The organism is Pseudomonas sp. LBUM1669 (genome assembly GCF_059695705.1).
The window spans coordinates 646,562-666,348 of sequence record NZ_CP166784.1 but is presented as its reverse complement, the minus strand read 5'-3'; the positions used below and the strand labels follow the sequence as shown (position 1 = coordinate 666,348).

The 19,787-nt window shown below is 60.2% G+C and carries 17 protein-coding genes; 14 read left to right on the top strand and 3 right to left on the bottom strand.

Annotated elements, in window-relative coordinates; genetic code table 11:
* The first annotated feature begins 198 nt into the window (after window positions 1-198).
* The 13 genes from ACA051_RS03000 to ureC all read left to right on the top strand — a co-directional run bounded on the left by ACA051_RS03000 (window position 199) and on the right by ureC (window position 11,419).
* Window positions 199-570 carry a DUF6124 family protein gene (locus tag ACA051_RS03000; RefSeq protein ID WP_497307527.1) on the top strand — a complete coding sequence of 124 codons (372 nt, stop codon included), beginning with the start codon at window positions 199-201 and terminating at the stop codon, window positions 568-570.
* Between the two features lie 75 nt (window positions 571-645).
* The gene (locus tag ACA051_RS02995) at window positions 646-945 is read left to right on the top strand and encodes a 7(1) septoil knot domain-containing protein (RefSeq protein ID WP_497307525.1); all 300 of its coding nucleotides are present in this window, start codon (window positions 646-648) and stop codon (window positions 943-945) included.
* Between the two features lie 223 nt (window positions 946-1,168).
* Entirely contained in the window at window positions 1,169-2,434 is a 1,266-nt protein-coding gene (gene urtA / locus ACA051_RS02990) for an urea ABC transporter substrate-binding protein (RefSeq protein WP_497307523.1), read from the top strand.
* 163 nt (window positions 2,435-2,597) lie between these two features.
* Complete coding sequence (urtB, locus tag ACA051_RS02985) at window positions 2,598-4,100, top strand: urea ABC transporter permease subunit UrtB (protein WP_497307521.1); 1,503 nt, start codon at window positions 2,598-2,600, stop codon at window positions 4,098-4,100.
* A complete protein-coding gene (gene urtC, locus ACA051_RS02980; RefSeq protein ID WP_010464088.1) occupies window positions 4,100-5,179 on the top strand; it encodes an urea ABC transporter permease subunit UrtC in 1,080 nt (359 codons plus the stop codon). The genes urtB and urtC overlap by 1 nt, the downstream gene beginning before the upstream one ends.
* The gene (gene urtD, locus ACA051_RS02975; RefSeq protein WP_497307519.1) at window positions 5,176-6,048 is read left to right on the top strand and encodes an urea ABC transporter ATP-binding protein UrtD; all 873 of its coding nucleotides are present in this window, start codon (window positions 5,176-5,178) and stop codon (window positions 6,046-6,048) included. Before urtC ends, urtD begins: the two co-directional genes overlap by 4 nt.
* Before the next feature lie 122 nt (window positions 6,049-6,170).
* A complete protein-coding gene (gene urtE / locus ACA051_RS02970; protein ID WP_008031204.1) occupies window positions 6,171-6,869 on the top strand; it encodes an urea ABC transporter ATP-binding subunit UrtE in 699 nt (232 codons plus the stop codon).
* Window positions 6,870-6,899: 30 nt separating this feature from the next.
* A complete protein-coding gene (locus tag ACA051_RS02965; RefSeq protein WP_497307517.1) occupies window positions 6,900-7,739 on the top strand; it encodes an urease accessory protein UreD in 840 nt (279 codons plus the stop codon).
* 138 nt (window positions 7,740-7,877) lie between these two features.
* Entirely contained in the window at window positions 7,878-8,180 is a 303-nt protein-coding gene (ureA, locus tag ACA051_RS02960) for an urease subunit gamma (protein ID WP_497307515.1), read from the top strand.
* Window positions 8,181-8,189: 9 nt separating this feature from the next.
* Window positions 8,190-8,723, top strand: coding sequence for a GNAT family N-acetyltransferase (locus tag ACA051_RS02955; protein WP_497307513.1), 534 nt, complete (start codon window positions 8,190-8,192; stop codon window positions 8,721-8,723).
* A 6-nt stretch (window positions 8,724-8,729) separates the two neighbouring features.
* Window positions 8,730-9,263: a GNAT family N-acetyltransferase gene (locus ACA051_RS02950; protein ID WP_497307511.1), complete on the top strand. Its 534-nt coding sequence runs from the start codon at window positions 8,730-8,732 to the stop codon at window positions 9,261-9,263.
* Window positions 9,263-9,568, top strand: a complete 306-nt coding sequence (locus tag ACA051_RS02945; RefSeq protein WP_008146494.1) for an urease subunit beta — start codon at window positions 9,263-9,265, stop codon at window positions 9,566-9,568. Before ACA051_RS02950 ends, ACA051_RS02945 begins: the two co-directional genes overlap by 1 nt.
* Before the next feature lie 150 nt (window positions 9,569-9,718).
* Entirely contained in the window at window positions 9,719-11,419 is a 1,701-nt protein-coding gene (gene ureC, locus ACA051_RS02940) for an urease subunit alpha (RefSeq protein WP_497373438.1), read from the top strand.
* A 65-nt stretch (window positions 11,420-11,484) separates the two neighbouring features.
* On the opposite strand, the gene ACA051_RS02935 is transcribed toward ureC, so the two are convergent.
* Complete coding sequence (locus tag ACA051_RS02935) at window positions 11,485-16,770, bottom strand: NEL-type E3 ubiquitin ligase domain-containing protein (protein ID WP_497373436.1); 5,286 nt, start codon at window positions 16,768-16,770, stop codon at window positions 11,485-11,487.
* A 237-nt stretch (window positions 16,771-17,007) separates the two neighbouring features.
* On the opposite strand from ACA051_RS02935, the gene ACA051_RS02930 reads away from it, so the two are divergent.
* On the top strand, window positions 17,008-18,135 hold the full coding sequence (locus ACA051_RS02930; RefSeq protein WP_497373434.1) for a sensor histidine kinase: 1,128 nt from the start codon (window positions 17,008-17,010) through the stop codon (window positions 18,133-18,135).
* 132 nt (window positions 18,136-18,267) lie between these two features.
* Here ACA051_RS02930 and ACA051_RS02925 read toward each other — a convergent pair whose 3' ends face one another.
* Both ACA051_RS02925 and ACA051_RS02920 read right to left on the bottom strand, forming a co-directional pair.
* Window positions 18,268-18,573, bottom strand: coding sequence for a chaperone modulator CbpM (locus ACA051_RS02925; protein WP_497307503.1), 306 nt, complete (start codon window positions 18,571-18,573; stop codon window positions 18,268-18,270).
* A gap of 23 nt (window positions 18,574-18,596) precedes the next feature.
* Window positions 18,597-19,544, bottom strand: coding sequence for a DnaJ C-terminal domain-containing protein (locus ACA051_RS02920; protein WP_497307501.1), 948 nt, complete (start codon window positions 19,542-19,544; stop codon window positions 18,597-18,599).
* Window positions 19,545-19,787: the final 243 nt, after the last annotated feature.

The window sequence follows — 19,787 nt, the reverse complement described above, 5'->3', positions numbered from 1 at the left end:
GCCCCTGTTAATCCAACATCAGTACCACCATAATTGCCGCCGGCTTATCCGCTGCCAGCAATGTCTATGGCGGCTGTGTGCGGGCGGACTTCGGTCCGGCCGGATTTGGGGTCACCGGTTTCTCACTCCGCACATAGCTGCCACCCCTTCATCGTGTGAGAACGATTGAGTGGTGGCCTCAATTGAGTAGACCCCAAGATGAATAAGAAAATCGTTCCAGATCCACCCATCGACACCACCACTCCCGAACCCGAACCATCACGCAACGACGACCTGCTCCGAGACCGCGAAGCCATCAACCGCGCCCTCGACTACTACCTCGATCCCCCGGCGCTCTACACCGAAAAACCCCGCCGCCCCAGCACCATGTTCATGATTGCCCCGGACAACGACAGCGAAAGCCTGTTGGTTCATGCCTGTGAATCCCTGGCGTGCGCCAGTGTCCTGGCCAGCGACTTCGCCGCCGAGCTGATCGGCCCGCAACGCCATAAGGCGATGGCGATTCAGCAGGTCATCATGCTCGCGGAATTGGCCGTGAGCCGCGCGGTGGATAACGTTGTCCCCACCTAGAAACACCTGAGCCCGCTCCCACAGGGGCTCAACATTCCCTACACTGCATATCTCACGCCCCTCAGGATGAGCCTCATGTTGAAATCTGTTTTCCTGTTGTTGCTGGTGTTCGGCTCCAGCGCCGCATGGGCCGATACCACCGTCGATGTCTCGAAGATTTACGGCAAGATCCAGTTCGTCGACAGTTTCCCGGACTACAAGGTGCAGGTGGTGAACTCGTTTCCCGATCTGAAGGTGCAGCAGGTCGACTCTTTCCCGGATTCGCCAGGCAAGTGGAAAACCGTCGACAGCTTCCCGGATCACAAAGTCCAGATCGTCGATTCCTTCCCCGACTTCACCATTCAATACGTCGACTCATTTCCCGGTCCCAACTGAGCCCCTCTGCATCACCGCTGCCGCCAAGCGGCAGCACCACAATGACGCATACCCTCGCACCACCGCCCCGCCCTCGTCCCTTCGTGGTGCGCCGCCACCGCGCGCGACCGCTCTAAAACGACATTTCCCTGCCTTTTGCCGACCGGGCACAGCCTTTGCAAAACACCCTTCAGTAGTCCGCATCTGCCAACCAAAAAATTCATAAGTTCATGGAGATCGCACAATGAAGCGTCGTAGCTTGATCAAGGCTTTCACACTCACGGCAAGCATTGCCGCGATGGGCATGACCTGGACCGTCCAGGCCGCCGAGACCATCAAGGTCGGTATTCTGCATTCGTTGTCCGGGACCATGGCGATCTCCGAAACCTCGCTCAAAGACATGGCGTTGATGACCATCGACGAGATCAACGCCAAGGGCGGCGTGAATGGCAAGATGCTGGAACCGGTGGTCGTGGACCCCGCGTCGAACTGGCCGCTGTTCGCGGAAAAGGGTCGTCAGTTGCTGACGCAGGACAAGGTGGCCGTGGTGTTCGGTTGCTGGACGTCGGTGTCGCGTAAATCGGTCTTGCCGGTGTTCGAAGAACTCAATGGCTTGCTGTTCTACCCGGTGCAATACGAAGGCGAAGAGATGTCGCCGAACGTGTTCTACACCGGCGCCGCGCCGAACCAACAGGCGATCCCAGCGGTGGAATACCTGATGAGCGAAGAAGGCGGCAGCGCCAAGCGTTACTTCCTGTTGGGCACCGACTACGTTTACCCGCGTACCACCAACAAGATTCTGCGCTCGTTCCTGCACTCCAAAGGCGTGGCGGACAAGGACATCGAAGAGGTCTACACCCCGTTCGGCCACAGCGATTACCAGACCATCGTGGCCAACATCAAGAAGTTCTCGGCCGGCGGCAAGACGGCGGTCATCTCCACCGTCAACGGCGACTCTAACGTGCCGTTCTACAAAGAGCTGGCCAACCAGGGCCTGAAAGCCACTGACGTTCCGGTCGTGGCGTTCTCGGTCGGCGAAGAAGAACTGCGCGGCATTGACACCAAACCGCTGGTGGGCAACCTCGCGGCCTGGAACTACTTCGAGTCAGTCGAGAACCCGGCGAACAAGAAGTTCGTGGCCGACTGGAAAGCCTACGCGAAGAAACACAACCTGCCGGGAGCCGACAAAGCGGTGACCAACGACCCGATGGAAGCCACGTACGTGGGCATCCACATGTGGGCGCAAGCAGCTGAGAAAGCCAAATCCACCGACGTCGCTAAAGTCCGCGAAGCCCTCGCCGGCCAGACCTTTGCCGCGCCGTCGGGTTACACGCTGACCATGGACAAGACCAACCACCACTTGCACAAGCCCGTGATGATTGGCGAGATCCAGGCCGACGGTCAGTTCAACGTCGTGTGGCAGACCGAAGGGCCGATCCGTGCCCAGCCGTGGAGCCCGTTCATTTCGGGCAACGACAAGAAGCCGGACTATGCGGTGAAGAGCAACTAAGCCACTGGGTGTCGGCCTGAGCACTTCACTCAGGACCGACACAAATCCCTGTAGGAGTGAGCCTGCTCGCGATAGCGGTGGGACAGACAACAGACCTGTTGATTGATAGACCGCTATCGCGAGCAGGCTCACTCCTACATTTAGCCCGCGCAAGGCCTTACATATGCCCACCGCCCTTTACCGCTTGATCTTTGCTCTCGCGCTTTTACTGCCGATGGCCGTACAGGCCGGCGACGCCGAAGACTTTGTCGCCGCCAATCCCGTGCAGCAAGCCAAGCTTCTCGAATCCTGGGCTGCGCAGCCCGAACCGGCCCGTATCGAACTGATCAACGCCCTGCAGCAAGGCGAGTTGACCATCGACGGTCAACCGAAAACCCTGCGCCTGAACAACCGCCTGCGGGGTCTGATCGACACCGCTATGGCCAGCCATCAGCTGCTCGCCGCCGACGCCAAAATCCGACTGGACGCCGCGCAGCAATTGCAGAAAAGTGCCAAACCGGCGCAACTGAAATTTCTCGACCAGCAACTGGCCGGCGAAAAAGATGAAACCGTCCACGCGGCCCTGAGCCTGGCCCTGGCCAACCTGCAATTGGTCGACACCGACCCTGCCGTGCGCCTCGCCGCCGTGCGTTTGCTCGGTGAAACCGGCGACCCACTGGCCCGCACCCGCCTCGAAGGGTTGCTCGAACCCGGCGTCGAAGCTGATGCCGGCGTGCGCACTGCAGCCGAAACCAGCCTGGCCCAGGTCAAACGCAAACTGCTGATCGGCGAAATCCTCGGGCAAGCGTTCAGCGGCATGTCCCTCGGTTCGATCCTGCTGCTCGCCGCCCTCGGATTGGCGATCACCTTCGGCCTGCTCGGCGTGATCAACATGGCCCACGGCGAGATGCTGATGCTCGGCGCGTACTCGACCTACGTGGTGCAGCTGATGTTCCAGCGCTTTGCCCCGCAAGCCATCGAGTTCTACCCGCTGATCGCGCTGCCGGTGGCGTTTTTCGTCACCGCCGCCATCGGCATGGCGCTGGAGCGCACGGTGATTCGTCACCTTTATGGCCGCCCGCTGGAAACCCTGCTCGCGACCTGGGGCATCAGCCTCATGCTGATTCAACTGGTGCGCTTGGTGTTCGGCGCGCAGAACGTTGAAGTGGCCAACCCGGCGTGGTTGTCGGGCGGGATTCAAGTGCTGCCCAACCTCGTGCTGCCGTACAACCGCATCGTGATCATCGCCTTCGCCTTGTTTGTGGTGGTGCTGACCTGGCTGCTGTTGAACAAGACGCGCCTGGGGTTGAACGTGCGCGCCGTCACCCAGAATCGCAACATGGCCGCCTGCTGCGGTGTGCCGACCGGGCGCGTGGACATGCTCGCCTTCGGCCTCGGCTCCGGCATCGCCGGCCTCGGCGGCGTGGCCCTCAGCCAGATCGGCAACGTCGGCCCGGACCTCGGCCAAAGCTACATCATCGACTCGTTCCTGGTGGTGGTGCTCGGCGGTGTCGGTCAGTTGGCCGGTAGCGTCCTGGCCGCGTTCGGCTTGGGCATCGCCAACAAGATTCTCGAACCGCAGATCGGCGCCGTGCTCGGCAAGATTCTGATCCTCGCGCTGATCATTCTGTTCATCCAGAAGCGTCCGCAAGGCCTCTTCGCACTGAAAGGACGGGTGATCGACTGATGAACCAGCCCCTGATGCTCACGGCCAGCCAAAAGGCCGGCCCCAAAGTCACCATCGCGGTCGGCGCGGTGATTCTGGTTCTGCTGCTGGCGTTGCCGTTGCTCTCACTGTTGTCGCCGGACAGCGTGTTTCACGTCTCGGCCTACACGCTGACGCTGGTGGGCAAGATTCTTTGCTACGCCATCGTCGCCCTCGCCCTCGATTTGGTCTGGGGCTACGCCGGCCTGCTGTCCCTCGGTCACGGCCTGTTTTTCGCCCTCGGCGGCTATGCGATGGGCATGTACCTGATGCGCCAGGCGTCGGGCGACGGCTTGCCGGCGTTCATGACGTTCCTGTCGTGGACCGAGTTGCCGTGGTACTGGACCGGCACCAGCAGCTTCCTCTGGTCGATGTGCCTCGTAGTGTTAGCGCCGGGGTTGCTGGCGCTGGTCTTCGGGTTCTTCGCCTTCCGTTCGCGGATCAAGGGCGTGTATTTCTCGATCATGACCCAGGCCCTGACCTTCGCCGGGATGTTGCTGTTCTTCCGCAACGAAACCGGGTTTGGCGGCAACAACGGCTTCACCAACTTCCGCACCATTCTCGGCTTCGGCATCACTGAACCGGGCACGCGCGCGGTGCTGTTTTTTGCCACGGTGGTGTTGCTGGTGGCGAGTCTGTTTATCGGCTGGCGCCTGGCGCAAAGCAAGTTTGGCCGGGTGCTGACGGCATTGCGCGATGCGGAAAACCGCCTGATGTTCTGCGGCTACGATCCGCGCGGTTTCAAGTTGTTTGTCTGGGTCTTGAGTGCGGTGTTGTGTGGTCTGGCCGGTGCGTTATACGTGCCGCAGGTCGGGATCATCAACCCGAGTGAAATGTCGCCGACCAACTCCATTGAAGCCGCCGTCTGGGTGGCCCTCGGGGGTCGCGGCACGCTGATCGGTCCGCTGCTCGGCGCTGGCGTGGTCAACGGCATGAAGAGCTGGTTCACCGTGGCGTTTCCCGAATACTGGCTGTTCTTCCTCGGCGCGCTGTTCATCGTCGTGACCTTGTACCTGCCCAAAGGCGTGATCGGTCTGCTGAAAAAGAGAGGTGAGCAATGAGAGTCACTGCGACGGCTGAATTCATGCTCGAACCGGCGTTTTTCCCGCCGCTGGAACCGAACAAGGACGCCGGCAGCAGCCGCGATGCCATCGGCCTCGGGCAACGTGTCGGCCCCGGCCTGAATACGCGCCACGGCACCATCCTGACCCTGGAAGACATCAGCGTCAGCTTCGATGGTTTCAAGGCACTCAACGCTTTGAACCTGTACATCGGCGTCGGCGAACTGCGCTGCATCATCGGCCCCAACGGCGCGGGCAAGACCACGCTGATGGACGTGATCACCGGCAAGACTCGCCCCAGTCACGGCAAAGCCTGGTTCGGTGAAACCCTGGACCTGACGTCGATGAGCGAAGTGCAGATTGCTCAGGCCGGCATCGGTCGCAAGTTCCAGAAGCCAACGGTGTTCGAAGCCTTGAGCGTGTTCGAGAACCTGGAGCTGGCGCAGAAAACCGACAAGTCGGTGTGGGCCAGCCTGCGGGCTCGCCTCAGTGGCGAACAGAAAGATCGCATCAGCGAAGTGTTGGAAACCATTCGCCTGACGGCCTCGGTCAATCGCCCGGCGGGTCTGTTGTCCCATGGCCAGAAGCAGTTTCTGGAGATCGGCATGCTGCTCATGCAAGACCCGCAACTGCTTCTGCTCGATGAGCCGGTGGCGGGCATGACCGATGCCGAAACCGAATTCACCGCCGAGCTGTTCAAGAGCCTGGCCGGCAAGCATTCGCTGATGGTGGTGGAACATGACATGGGTTTTGTCGGGGCGATTGCCGACCACGTCACCGTGTTGCACCAGGGCAGCGTGCTGGCCGAAGGGTCGCTGGAACAGGTGCAGGATAACGAGCGGGTGATCGAGGTTTACCTCGGAAGATGAAATGGCTCTTGTAGGAGCGAGGCTTGCCCGCGAAGGGGACTCCTCGGTCCAACCGCAAGACCGCGTCATCGTTCTTCGCGGGCGAGCCTCGCTCCTACAGGGGATTTAAGGAGAATCTGAGAATGCTGCAAGTCGACAAGCTGCACCAGTATTACGGTGGTAGCCACATCCTGCGGGGCCTGACGTTTGACGTGAAGGTCGGTGAAGTCACGTGCCTGCTGGGACGCAACGGCGTGGGCAAGACCACCCTGCTCAAATGCCTGATGGGTCTGCTGCCGGCCAAGGAAGGCGCAGTGAACTGGGAAGGCAAACCGATCACCACATTCAAGCCGCACCAGCGTGTGCATGCCGGGATCGCTTATGTGCCTCAGGGCCGCGAGATTTTTGGCCGGCTGACCGTGGAAGAAAACCTGTTGATGGGCCTGTCGCGATTCCCCGGCAGCGAGGCGAAAGAAGTGCCGGCCTTCATCTACGAGCTGTTCCCGGTGTTGCTGCAAATGAAGCAACGGCGCGGCGGTGACTTGTCGGGCGGTCAACAGCAGCAATTGGCGATTGGCCGCGCACTGGCCAGCCGTCCACGGCTGTTGATTCTCGATGAGCCCACCGAAGGCATCCAGCCGTCGGTGATCAAGGAGATCGGCGCGGTGATCAAGAAGCTCGCAGCCCGGGGCGACATGGCGATACTGTTGGTGGAGCAGTTCTACGATTTCGCCGCCGAACTGGCCGACCAGTACCTGGTGATGTCCCGCGGCGAGATCGTGCAGCAAGGTCGCGGCGAAAATATGGAAGCCGAGGGTGTACGTGGTCTGGTTACGATCTAATCTGAAGCGTCCTGACGATAATTAGAAGACATGAATTTACCTCTCCCCACTGCCCTGTTTACCCCGAGCTGGCATGCCGAGCTGGAATTGGGCTACGCCCGGTTCGGCGACAGCACACGCCCGGTTCAGCGCCGACATCAAGGTCCGCTACGGGTGCAAAAGCACCTGTATGCCGAAGGACCGCAAGTGTGCCAACACATCATCGTTCATCCGCCGGGCGGCATTGCAGGCGGTGATCGACTGGATATCTCGGCCAGCGTCGGCACGGATGCCTGGGCGCAAATCACCAGCCCGGGCGCTGCCAAATGGTATCGCGCGGCGGGGCCTGCCTATCAGCAGCTGACGTTGAAGGTGGCGTGCGGTGCAACACTGGAATGGCTGCCACAAGAGACGATTATCTTCAGCGACGCTCAGGCTGAGCTCAGCACTTCGATTGATCTGGAGGGCGACGCCCGGCTGTTTTACTGGGACGTCGTGGCGCTGGGCCGACCGGCCAGTGGCGAACGCTTTGACCTCGGGCATTTTCAGGCACAACTGGACATCCGCCGCGACGGCCAGTTGCTCTGGCACGAACGCCAGCGCATTGTCGGGGATGATGGGCTGCTCGACTCACCGATTGGCCTGGATGGGCAGCCGGTGTTTGCGACGTTGCTAGTGACGGGGGAGATTGATAGCGAACTGCTGGAAACCTGTCGCTCGCTGCCCAATGAAGTGCGCGGGGACTTGACGCAATTGCCGGGGCTTTTGGTGGCTCGGTGTCTGGCCAGTGAAGCGCTGTTGGCGCGGGGCTGGATGATTGATTTGTGGCGTTTGCTCCGGCCTGCGTTACTCGGCCGAGAAGCCCTCCCACCCAGAATATGGAGCACCTGAACACCAATCCCCTGTAGGAGCGAGGCTTGCCCGCGAAGAACGATTACGCGGACTCCCCGTTAAACCGAGGCGCACCCTTCGCGGGCAAGCCTCGCTCCTACGGAAGCTTTTTTAACTGCCGAATTTGGATTCCAAACGATGGACCTGACCCCACGCGAAAAAGACAAGCTGCTGATCTTCACCGCCGGCCTCGTGGCCGAGCGGCGTTTGACGCGCGGCGTGAAACTCAATTACCCGGAAGCCATGGCTTACATCTCCGCTGCGCTGCTCGAAGGCGCGCGTGACGGCCAGACCGTGGCCGAGCTGATGCACTTTGGCACCACCCTGCTCAGCCGCGAACAAGTGATGGAAGGCATTCCGGAAATGATCCCGGAAATCCAGGTCGAAGCGACGTTCCCCGACGGCACCAAACTGGTCACCGTTCACCAACCCATCGCCTGAGGACGCGTCATGACCTATCAAATCCGCGATGCGCTGCACACCGACCTGCCGGCGATCCGCGACATCTACAACGACGCCGTACTCAACACCACGGCGATATGGAATGAACAGGCCGTGGACCTGGGCAACCGCCAGGCCTGGTTCAGCGCCCGGCAAGCCCAGGGTTATCCGATCCTGGTGATTGTTGACGGTGATAACAACGTGCTGGGCTACGCTTCATTTGGTGACTGGCGGCCATTCGACGGCTTCCGCCACACCGTCGAGCACTCGGTCTACGTGCGAAGCGACCAGCGTGGCAACGGCCTCGGCCCGCAATTGATGACGGTGCTGATCGAGCGCGCCAAAGGTTGCGACAAGCATGTCATGGTCGCTGCCATCGAAAGCGGGAATGCCGCTTCCATCCGTTTGCATGAACGGGCCGGTTTCGTGATGACCGGTGAGATGCCGCAAGTGGGCACCAAGTTCGGCCGCTGGCTGGACCTGACCTTCATGCAACTGACCCTCAATCCTGGCGCGGAGCCGCCGCCTGCCAACAAGGAGTAACGCCCGATGAACGCTGCCCAACTGCGCCGCGTCAATGTTGAAAGTTTTGCGCACTATCGACAGGGTTTGATTGATCTGCTGCTCGACGCTGTCGGCTATGGCGCCAGTGTCGGGTTCATGGCCGATCTGGATGCCGCTGCGGCCCGCGCCTATTTCGATGACGTTCAGGACAACCTGAACAAGGGCAACGTGCTGCTGTGGGTGGTGGTCAAGGACGAGCAAGTGCAGGCCAGTGTGCAACTGACCCTGTGCCAGAAAGCCAACGGCCTGAACCGTGCCGAAGTGCAGAAACTGCTGGTGCGTGAACATGCGCGCCGTCGTGGCCTGGGCCAACAATTGATGAGCGCGCTGGAAAAAGCCGCGCTCCAGCACCAGCGCGGCATGCTCTACCTCGACACCGAGGCCGGCTCACCGGCCGAAGATTTCTATAAGGCATTGGGTTACACCAAAGCGGGTGAAATCCCTGATTACGCCTGCGACCCGAGCGGCCAGTACAAACCGACCGCCCTCTACTACAAGATTCTTCAGGGAGCCCACTGATGATTCCTGGTGAATACCAGATCCAGCCCGGTGACATCGAACTCAACGTCGGCCGTCGCACTGTCAGCCTGAAAGTGGCCAACAGCGGCGACCGGCCGATCCAGGTCGGCTCGCATTACCACTTCTTCGAAACCAACGACGCCCTGACCTTCGACCGCGCGGCCAGTCGTGGCATGCGCCTGAACATCCCCGCCGGCACCGCCGTGCGCTTCGAGCCGGGGCAGAGTCGCGAGGTTGAACTGGTCGACCTGGCCGGGCATCGCCGGGTGTTCGGGTTTGCCGGCAGGATCATGGGTGATCTTTAAATTCTATGGCGTCTGAACTGGCCCCTTCGCGGGCAAGCCTCGCTCCTACCGTTTTGTGTCGTCGCGGATAATACGTTCGACGCGGACCTGTTGGAGCGAGGCTTGCCCGCGAATGCGATTTCACATCTAACTTATTACCAAGGCGTGCACATGAAGATTTCCAGACAAGCCTACGCCGACATGTTCGGCCCCACCGTCGGTGACAAGGTCCGTCTGGCCGATACCGAGCTGTGGATCGAAGTGGAAAAAGACTTCACCACCTACGGCGAAGAGGTGAAATTCGGCGGCGGCAAAGTCATCCGTGATGGTCAGGGCCAGAGTCAATTGCTGGCCGCCGAAGTGGTCGACACCTTGATCACCAACGCGCTGATCATCGACCACTGGGGCATCGTCAAAGCTGACGTCGGCCTCAAGGACGGCCGCATCGCCGCCATCGGCAAGGCCGGCAATCCGGACATCCAGCCGAACGTGACCATCGCGGTCGGCGCCAGTACCGAAGTCATCGCCGGTGAAGGCATGATCCTCACCGCAGGCGGCATCGACACGCACATTCATTTCATCTGCCCGCAACAGATCGAAGAAGCGCTGATGAGCGGCGTCACCACCATGATCGGCGGCGGCACCGGCCCGGCCACCGGTACCAACGCCACCACCTGCACGTCGGGGCCTTGGCACCTGGCGCGGATGCTCCAGGCCGCCGATGCGTTCCCGATGAACATCGGTTTCACCGGCAAGGGCAACGCGAGCCTGCCGGAGCCGCTGATCGAGCAGGTCAAGGCCGGCGCCATCGGCCTCAAGCTGCACGAAGACTGGGGCACCACCCCGGCGAGTATTGACAACTGCCTGAACGTCGCCGACCAGTACGATGTGCAGGTGGCGATCCACACCGACACCCTCAACGAGTCGGGCTTCGTCGAAACCACCCTTGCCGCCTTCAAGGGCCGCACCATCCACACCTATCACACCGAAGGCGCGGGTGGCGGTCATGCCCCGGACATCATCAAGGCCTGCGGCTTTGCCAACGTGTTGCCGAGTTCGACCAATCCGACCCGACCGTTCACCCGCAACACCATCGATGAACACCTCGACATGTTGATGGTCTGCCACCACCTGGACCCGAGCATTGCCGAAGACGTGGCCTTCGCCGAAAGCCGCATCCGCCGCGAAACCATCGCCGCCGAAGACATCCTGCACGACCTCGGCGCGTTCTCGATGATCAGCTCCGACAGTCAGGCCATGGGCCGCGTCGGTGAAGTGATCACGCGCACCTGGCAGACCGCCGACAAGATGAAAAAGCAGCGTGGCCCGCTGCCCGGTGATGGCGAGGGCAACGACAACTTCCGCGCCAAACGCTACATCGCCAAGTACACGATCAACCCGGCAATCACCCATGGCATCAGCCATGAAGTGGGCTCGGTCGAAGTGGGGAAATGGGCGGATCTGGTGCTCTGGCGTCCGGCATTTTTCGGCGTTAAACCGACCCTGATCCTTAAGGGTGGGGCCATTGCGGCCAGCCTGATGGGCGATGCCAATGCTTCCATTCCGACTCCGCAACCGGTGCATTACCGACCGATGTTTGCCAGCTACGGCGGCTCGTTGCACGCCACCAGCCTGACTTTCATCAGCCAGGCAGCACAAGAAGCGGGCCTTCCCGAGGCCTTGGGTTTGAAAAAGAAAATCGCAGTGGTCAAAGGGTGCCGCGAGGTGCAGAAAACCGACTTGATCCACAACAACTATCTGCCGACTATCGATGTCGACCCACAGACCTATCAAGTCAAGGCAGACGGCGTGCTGCTGTGGTGTGAGCCAGCGGATGTGTTGCCGATGGCCCAGCGATATTTCCTGTTTTGATCGGTGGATCGGACTGAAATCCCGGGGGGCCTGGCGTACCAGGTCCCCGGAAAAAGCAGCAGCAATCAAACGTCCGGCTGTACGACAAAGGGGAGTTCTACCCTTTGCAGTTTTGCCCGGTCGATCGCCTGTTGGGTGAAGGTTTTGACCAACGCCTTTTGCTCTTCATCGATCGCATTCAACTCAGCGGCGTATTGCGCATCGGTCATGGTGCGTCCCGGTGCAAAGTCGCTTTCCGGTTTTTTCAGTTCAGCACCGAGCACCCTGAGCTCTTCCTTTAGCTGAGCCTTTTGCTCAAGGGAAAGCGTTGTGTCGTTCGCACGCTTGTCCAACGCCATGTAGAAGTCTGTCGTGGCATCGATCCGGCGCCTGAACACTTTGAAAGCACGTCGGTTGACACCCTCGACATAGGATGACCAGAACGGCTGCTCGACCAGCAAATCACCGAGCAACTCCCCTTCCTCAAGGTCCAGCACACGCAGATAAGCATCATTGATCATCTGCGATGTGACACCCGCGATCCCTCTGAACTGCATGTTGCGAGACTGCCAGGGCAGGTCCAGCCGGTCGGCAAGATCGGTCATGAACGCCAGATGAACTTCAACCTCATCAATCGTGCCCGTCACCTCCCCCGCGGCGTTGACACGCCTGAACGCCTCGCCCATCGCCTCGCGCTCGGAGATCGTTTTGCGGGCAATCCTGCTCAGTTCATCCAGACGCGACTTGCCTCGCGCCAGCGACACAAGCTCTCCCTCCACCAGCGCGGGATTGGCCAGCTCATAGGCCTCATGAACCAGCACTTCCAGGCCCATGGCATTGAACAGCTGCGCGCCGGCATCGACGCACGCCGTGGGCACCGTGGTCATGGTGAAGAGTTTTTGCCGAAGCTCGGTGTTTTTGAACATCGCCTCGAGCATGCGCCAGACCTTGGCGGTCATATCGACCCGAAACCCGAGGTCGTTCTTGAAATGCGCCGACTCGGTGAGTTTACGTATCTCGTTGAAAAACCCGACCGAGCCGCGGTCATCCTCGACGCTGTTCCAGACCGCTTGTTTCGCTACCCATTCCGGCCGGGGCATGCCCGCCTCCCAGTCGAGACTGTCGCGCACGCCGCGTGGTGGATACGGTCGATCCGGGTCAAGGCCGACGGACTCGATGTAGTCCCTGAGCGTCTGCAGATTGGCCTCCGCCAACCACGGCGGCTCGCGGTTCAGCACCGTGCGAGCCAGCAATTCCGCCTGCACGGAACCCAGGGGTACCGCCGGAATTTGCGTGATTTCGTTGCCCTGCATATCCAGGAAAAAATGCCGGTACCGCGGTTGTGCGAACAGCCCCTGCGGCCAGGTATGAACGCCGGTGTCAGTCAGGATCAGCGTATGCAACATTCTCATGCTGCCGATATCCGGGGCTTGCCCCAACGGATTGCCAAACAGGTCCAGTGCCTCAAGTCGTGTCAGGTTGCGCAGGTCCGCGATGCCTTGGGCATCCAGGACAATACGGTTGCCTCGCATGCTGAGTTCCGTCAGCCCGCGCATGCGGCGGATGGCACGTGGAACACCGGTGAGCGCATTGCCGTTGACGTTGAGCAAACGCAAACGGGGGAAATGATCGAGGAAGGAACTGTGTGCGTCGGTCAATTCGGTCAGGGTCAGATTGAGGTTTGTGACGTGATCGAAATGGCCTTCCAGGGCGGGCATGGTGCGCAAATGACGCCCAAGTGGAATGTTTTCCAGGTCAAGCACAACGCCCTGCAGATGACCGAATGAATCCACATGGCGCAACCCGGTGTGTTGCCAGCACTCCCTGACCGCTTTGTACAAGGCGTTTCTGGATTGCCATTCGGCGACGCCGGCAGGCGTGAAGCTGTACGCTTCGGTCGGCGATTTCAACCAGCGTTGAAAATTGGCGTTGAGCCGATCGAATTCCGCTTCGAGTGCGCTCGCCCTCTGCTCGGGACTGAGTTCGCTGCCACTCGCCTGCAGATAGGCCAAGGCTTCGTCCTCGGTCCATCCGGGACGCACGACACGCACCCGCTCTTGCGGCGTCATGGGCTCGTTGACTCTGTGCAGCCCATGAGCAACCCCACGCATGCCGCCCCGCAGACGCATCGTGGCGGGGTCATACGCCGGTTTGCGCACAGGGTTCTCCCCGAGAAGCGCGCTCAACGTGTCCCGTGGTAATGGCGCTTTTTGAATGGCGAGCTTGAGCGTGGCGCCTTGATTGACGTGATACCCCAGCGCGTTTCGTTCGGCATCAGGCAGGGCATGCAACACCGAAGCGTAAAGATCATCGGCCCCGTGCAAATGAAGATCATCGGTATTGCGCGCCTGGTACTCGCCGTCCTCGCTGACCAGGATTCTGCGGTGGGTGGCATCCGTCGGGCCGACGCTGTCGCGCAACGGTCCGTCGAATGAAAACGCACGGATTTCAATCCTGACGTTTGCGGGCCAGTAGGGTAGCGCCTGCATCGAATGCAAGGCCAGCCGCTCGGTGTCCACACCGTAGGGCGCATCGAGGAAGAGCCCTTCATAAGCGCGCGCGGTTCGTATCGCCTGCATGGTGACGCTCACCCGTTCCTTGAGTTGCAAGGGGATGCGCGACGGCTCGGTGATGTTGAGCAGGTCTTGCGGCTCAATGTCGGCGAGCAACTCCCGGGCTACCGCCGTGGGGAGCCCATTGAACGCGTCCTGAAGCACCCGAACTTGCGGGTTGTCGGTCAGCTGCAAACGGCGATTCAGCGCGTCAAACAGAGGTCCGCGACGACTGCCTGCTCGTCCGGCAAGCAGGTTTTTCAAGGCGTAGATGCGGACTCGCTCGTCTGTTGAAATGCCCTGCCCGAGCATCGCGTGGATGTCGGTCTCGCTCGCAAACTTCACGGCAAGTTCCGGCAGTTTCCCTGTACTGACCTCGGCACGACTGATCTTCAGCGTGTCGGCCGGCAGTGCATCGACGTTGCCAAACTTGATCGAGCGCCCGCCGTGCCCGGGGCCGTCAAACAGCTCGATGCTTTTTTGCTCAGGCCATCTCGGCCATTCAACCAGCAACCGCAGCACCTGCTCGACGAACGCTTGCGGAACCTCGTTGAGCCTTATCTGCCCGGGCAGTTTTTGCACTTCGGCCCAGGCCCGGAAGCGTTCGATCGTGTCGGTCAGCAACACGGGCGGCGGGTCGCTGACGACATGCAACCGACGCAATTCGTCCTCACCCATACCGCTGACGAGACGAATCTGCTCCAGGGTGTTATCAGAGAAGCCCTCGACCGTCGGGCCCAAGCGCCGCATGAGGGTGGTTTTGTCCCACTCGATGGGGCGGTCGAGTTCGGTCTTCCACGCGCCGCAACCGTTGTGCTCCAGTGTCGGCTGATAAGCCTTTGGCCGGGTCGGATGTTGCAGGCGTGGCTGGCCGGTGCGTGGATCGTTTATGACTTCGAAGTGTTGGTTTTCATGCTTGAGGATGTCCTTTTCGCTGTGCCGGTACAGCCCCTGCTCGTTTGGCTTTGCCTCTGCGGGCAACACCATGTCATGGGCGTAGGGCGAAAGGTCCGAGTTCCAGAGGCGCGTCTTGCCGTCAGCCAGCTCAACCTTTTTCAACCGGTCGATAAACGCCGAGGGTTTGACGGCCGCCGCCGCGCCGGACGGCAAGACATGCCCGGCGCCCATAATGGCCAACTGTGCGAAATTGATCATGACGCTGGTGAGATGGGACGCCGCTTCTTCCTTGTCCCCTTTGCTCCAGTCCTCGATGCCTTCCAGGGTTTCCAAAACCATCTGCCCGGCCATGACGGCCAGCATCGCTTCGCCCAGACCGGGAACCAACATGGCGCCGAAGTTGAACACGTTCCAGCCGATGTTCAGATAGCTGTTCAACCGGTTCCAGCGGGTGGTGGCATCTTCGTCGCCGGTCGGCACGGCAATCTGCCGCGCATCTGCAATCGCCTTCTCCCTGCGCCACAGACTTGTTTGCGCCCAGAGATCCCCTGAAATGAGATGGGTGACAGGCTCTGCATTGGCGTTTTCAACTGCGGTTTCCCGCCACCACGGCCCCATGTCCAGCGGCTCGCGTTGTTTCCAGGTGAATGTCGAGAGGCGCTCGCGAACCCGGGCAAAAAACTTGCCCTGGTCTTTTTGCGCGACAAAACGGCTGAAAAACTGTTGATAACCTGGCGAGCGCAACTGGCTCGTCAGTTCCTTCATGAAATCAGTGAAGGACTCATATTCTTTGAAGGGGTGGTCGGGATCATCGGGAACATACGCAATCAGCGTCCCCTCCAGACGACTTTGTTGATAAGCATCATCCCGTTGCAACATGGCCTCAACGAGACCAGCGGGGCCATTGGCGAAAAACGCCTGGAGCAGCTTGAACTGTTCAAACTCCTGCCCCGGGAGCAGTGCCAGGCGTCGCGACCATTCCAGCATCGTTCGTTGATGCTGTGGAATCAGCGCGTCGTAAACCCGTTTGATTTTTGAAGGGTCCGCCACCGCACTGAACAACACAATGCCAGACAGTCTGAACCCCATGATTGAAAGCCGATGGCTTTGCAGGGGCCGACGCCTTATCAGAATGCCTTGTTCGTTGTCACGGATCTGCCGGAGCTTCCCGTAGCCATAGAACGTGATGTCTTTCTTCAGATACGCGATCAGCGCCGATTCGTGAAACGCGGCTTTTTCACTGGCCGTGCATTGCCGCACGACAGTCGCTCTGGCCGTGACCGCCTCGGGCATCAGCAATGCTTTGATGTGACGTTGGTATAGCGCACCGATATCGAGCGTCCGGCACAGGGCGGCAAATCTTTCGACCGTGAGCGTATGTCGCGAAAGTTCGTTTTCGTCGTCCCGGGTGAAGATGCCCGAGCCATCGCGAAACGCGCCCGCCTGCGTTTCGGGGGCTTCGAAATTGTGCAAGGCCGCTTCCAGCAATGACGATTGCCTGAGCCGACTGGCATGGGTATCGATGCCAATGGCCAGATTGGCTGGGACGTACAGCCGAATCAGCGTCGCGTTGACGTCCAGTTCCAGATTCAAATGCTCTTTCAATGCCTGGACCAGCAAGGGCTCGGCGAAGGCAAGAATGTCCTGCGGCACATTCTTCAGCGTCTCGTCCAATGGCCCCTGCAGGCGCCAGCGCTCGTCGATCAACTCCTTTAGGTACTGGCGATCCATGGCCCTTGAATTCAAATACCATTCTGGAAATTCCGGTTTCGAATGGGCAAGGGCAACCAGGCGCGAAGCGGGTGCGTCTTTGACCGGCGAGGGCAGTTTGCCCAGCAGATAATCACGATAAACATTGCGCTCTGCGTCTCTTACCTGCCCGGCAATGACGGGTCGATCCAGAGTGTCCGAACGTTCGCTCATTTCGCAAATCCTTATGCGATGAATTGAACCATCAGAGTATTGAGTGGCGACGAAAACAAAAGATCAAAAAGCAGCGCCGAAATCACGAATACATCAACGTCGCATCTGATTTAAGAATCTAAAAAACAAGTAATTACCACCCGAACCCCGCCCAAAGGAGCGCCCCCGCGTAACGGTAGTTTTTAGCGGGCGGCAAAGGGGCTAAGATGCGCCAGACTTCCCATCAGGAAACCGGACATGCGCCTACCCGACTTCATCAGGCAACACGTAGACCGTATCGTCGATGAATGGGAGCAGTTCGCCAGCACCATTACCCCGGCGGCCGAGCACATGGACAGGCTCGCTTTGCGCGATCACGCCAAGGCCATTTTGCTGGCCGCCGCGCGTGACATGACCACCGCGCAAACCTCCAGCGAACAGATGGCCAAGGCCAAGGGCGAAGGCCCGGAAAAAACCCCGAGCCTGGACGAGGCCGGCGCCAGTCATGGCGAACTGCGGCATACCGTGGGGTTTGATCTGGTGCAGATGACATCGGAGTTCCGTCATTTGCGTGCGTGCGTCATCCGTTTGTGGGTCGACAGCCTGGCGTCACCGGACCTGGACTATTTCCAGGACATGATCCGCTTCAACGAGGCCGTTGACGAAGCACTCGCCGAATCCACCGCTGCCTACGCCGAGCAGGTCAATTATTCGCGGGATATCTTTCTGGCGATCCTGGGGCATGACCTGCGGGCACCGTTGCAAGCGGTGAGCATGTCTGCCGAATTGCTGCTGCGCAAAGCAACGCTTGAAGGCGATGCCCTGGCCTGCGCGGTCAACATCAAGCATAGCGCGCGGCACATGGCGGCGATGGTCAGTGATTTGCTGGAACTGGTGCGCAGTCGCCTGGGTAAGAGCCTGCCGATCGAACCGGCACCCATGGACTTGGCCGATGCCGTACATGCGGCGATTGCCGTAGCCTGCGCCGGTAACCCCGAGTGCGATCCGACGGTCCACGTAAAGGGTGACACCCAAGGTGCCTGGGATGCCGGACGGGTGGCTCAACTGTTGCAGAACCTGATCGGCAACGCGTTGCAGCATGGTTTGAACAAGCGGGACACGACGCTGACCCTGACAGGCGAGCCAGACACGGTTCGCCTCACGGTGCACAACTACGGCGCTCCGATACCCGAGGATGCGATCGGCACGATTTTCGATCCGCTGGTGCGCAGCGCGGACGAGCAACTCGGCCACCCCTCCACCAGCCTTGGCCTGGGCTTGTTTATCGTCAAGGAAGTGGTCGATGCGCACGGGGGAACGATCGAGGTCAGTTCCAGTGAGGCGCAGGGGACGATGTTTACGGTGGTGTTGCCGCGCAAGGTTTAACACCGACGGACCGCGTCATCGTTCTTCGCGAGCAAGCCCGCTCCCACACTGGATCTGTGTACACCGCACTCATGTGGGAGCGGGCTTGCTCGCGAAGGGGCCCTGTCAAACGACACGAAACCGTCAGAATGCTTACTCGACCACCAACCGCCCCAACCGCTGCTTGAGCATGCGATTCTCGGCCCGCAACTGCTGGACCTCTTCAAGCAGGTCCAGCGCCAGGGCGACGCCTTCCCACTCCAGTTCCAGATCGCGCCGCAGCTTGGCGGCGCGCTTGGCCAGTGCCAGCTCATAATCGTTGAAGAGCCAATCCTTGGGCTGCTTGCCCTGAGGTTCGAGGATGCCGTGTTCGACGATTTCGATCACGTAGACGTCCGACAGGTCGGTCGCCTCACAGAATTCTGCCATGTCCAGTTGAACGATCAGGGGGTTGCTCATTATGGGCTACTCCGTCTCTTGGATCAGAAATTTTCTCTCGGGTCGAAAGCGGCTTTTTTCGCCAGTTCCTGCCACAGCGCCTTGACCTCATCGCTCGAGGTCTTGGGCATGACCGCCTTCAATTGCACGAACAGGTAGCCACGCTCGCCCGCCTTGTTCAGCAGACCGTGCCCCTTGGCACGCATGCGCTGGCCATTCTGACTGCCGGCCGGCACCTTCAGGTTGATCTTGCCTGTGAGTGTAGGCACGGCCACTTCGGCACCCAACGCCAACTCCCAGGGAGCCAGCGGCAAGGTAATGATCAGGTTCTCGCCTTCGACGTCGAATTTCGGGTGCGGCGCAAAGCGAATGATCAGGAACAAGTCGCCATTGGCGCCGCCACCGACACCCGGTGCACCCTGTCCCTTGAGGCGGATGCGCTCGCCGTCGGTCACGCCGGCCGGGATTTTCACGTTCAGGCTTTTGCTGGTGTTGCTGACGTGCTGGCCGGCAGCGTTGTATTGCGGCACCTGGAAGGTGACCTTCTTCGACTCGTTCGAAAGGGTTTCTTCCAGGAAAATCCCAAGTTCCATTTCCACGTCTTGCCCCCGACGTCCCGCACTGCGACGCGACTCTCCACCACCAAAACCAGGGCCACGGTTACCGAAGATCGAACTGAAGAAGTCCGAAAAATCGCCCGTATCCTGACCACCACCAAAACCACCGCCGCCACGCCCCTGCCAGCCCGGCGGCCCCTGGAACGGTTGGCCGTGCTGGCCGTATTTGCGCAAGTCGTCGTATTCGGCGCGCTTGTCGGCACTTTTCAGCGCTTCATAGGCTTCCGAGGCGTCCTTGAACTTGGCCTCGGCGTCCTTTTCCTTGCTGACATCGGGGTGGTATTTGCGCGCCAGTTTCCGATAAGCCGCCTTGATGGTCTTATCGTCCGCGGTCGGTTCCACACCGAGAATCTTGTAATAGTCTTTGAAGTCCATCGAGGGAATCACCATCCGTTATCGATATCGCGCCGTCACCGGCAGTCTGCGCGTATTTCCAGGCGCCGGGTTGACCGATCTCAAGTTTGTGACCGGGTAGCGCGTCAGAAGTTTATCGGCAGCGGTGGGCGGTTCTTGCGACCGTCCGATGGCTGCCAGGCTCAATGCAGACAAGTTTGGGGCATCCGGCCATCTTATCAAGGCGCCATTGGTGGATTTAGCGGATAGTCGGCCTTCGAATCT